Source organism: Vibrio sp. Vb0667, from assembly GCF_033391095.1.
Genome location: NZ_JAWPOL010000330.1, coordinates 1 through 1,112 on the forward strand (window position 1 = coordinate 1; position 1,112 = coordinate 1,112).

1 protein-coding gene and 1 riboswitch are annotated in these 1,112 nt (G+C 42.2%); the gene reads right to left on the reverse strand.

What is annotated here, in order from left to right; translation table 11 throughout:
• Window positions 1–129: 129 nt before the first annotated feature.
• A riboswitch (cyclic di-GMP riboswitch) is annotated at window positions 130–219 on the reverse strand.
• Between the two features lie 266 nt (window positions 220–485).
• On the reverse strand, window positions 486–1,112 hold a 627-nt coding region (locus R8269_RS25660; protein ID WP_318222967.1), incomplete at its 5' end, for a substrate-binding domain-containing protein.

Sequence of the window (1,112 nt, forward strand, 5' to 3'; positions counted from 1 at the left end):
TCGGTTTATCCATGTTTTGTTATCTCGGTGTAATTAATATTACGCCACCAAAAGTCAGGTCCGAGAGAGTAGCAAACGTGCGCAAAGGCAATGTCATTAAAGGGTAAAGACATTGGTTGCACACTTGCCATCGGTAACCCCGCTACCTTCCATATACTACTATGGTTCAGGCCGGAGGCTTTGCGTCCCACCCTTTCGGATGGTTTGCCCTGTGCGTGACCAGATGAGGATACTTCGTATATTGAATTAACATCACACTTTAGATTTTAAAACGTGATCTTGATTCAATAAATAATGCCATTTTGTGCATGGGTACTCATAATTGAGAATTGTATTTAATGTTTGAAAAGAAGCGGGAATTAATAATTCACATGTAAAGAAAACAGTAACTTATGGAAGTTATTGTTTTTAAGAATGAGGCAAAGTGTGCGGGAAGTGTTATTTTTTTAATAAAAAAAAGCGCCCCTAAGGGCGCTTGTGTTCATTTAATTAAGTTTCTTAACGGTATTGCGGATAACAATCTCTGGTTGCATCTCGAACACACGTTTTTCGTGTTCTTTATCTTTAATGCGTTCAAGTAGGATCTCAAACGCATTTTTACCCACACGACGTTTAGGTTGGTGAATCGTTGTTAGCGGTGGTGAGAAGTACTCTGCAAGTTCAATGTTGTCGTAACCGATAACAGAAACGTCATCTGGAACCTTGATGCCGTTTTGTTGCAGACGGCTCATTAAGCCAAGTGCCATGGTGTCGTTAAAACAGAATACTGCAGTAGGGCGTTTTTCCATCGCGGCGATCTTGTCTGCAACCAGTACCGCAGTATCGCATTCAAAGTTACCTTCAAGAATCCAATCTTCATTGATTGGCAGTTTTGCTTCAGCCATGGCACGACGAAAACCAGCGATACGCTCTTGGCAAGCAAGTTTCTCAAAGTGACCACTAAGGCAGGCGATGTCAGTGTGGCCGTTATCGATAAGGTATTTAGTTGCTAGGTAGCCACCTTCTTCAGAGTTATCGATGATCTTGTCCGCACGAGAACTCTCTGGGCCCCAATCCATCACAACTTTCGGGATATCTGAGTGACGATCTAACATCTCTTTTAGTTCTTCGGT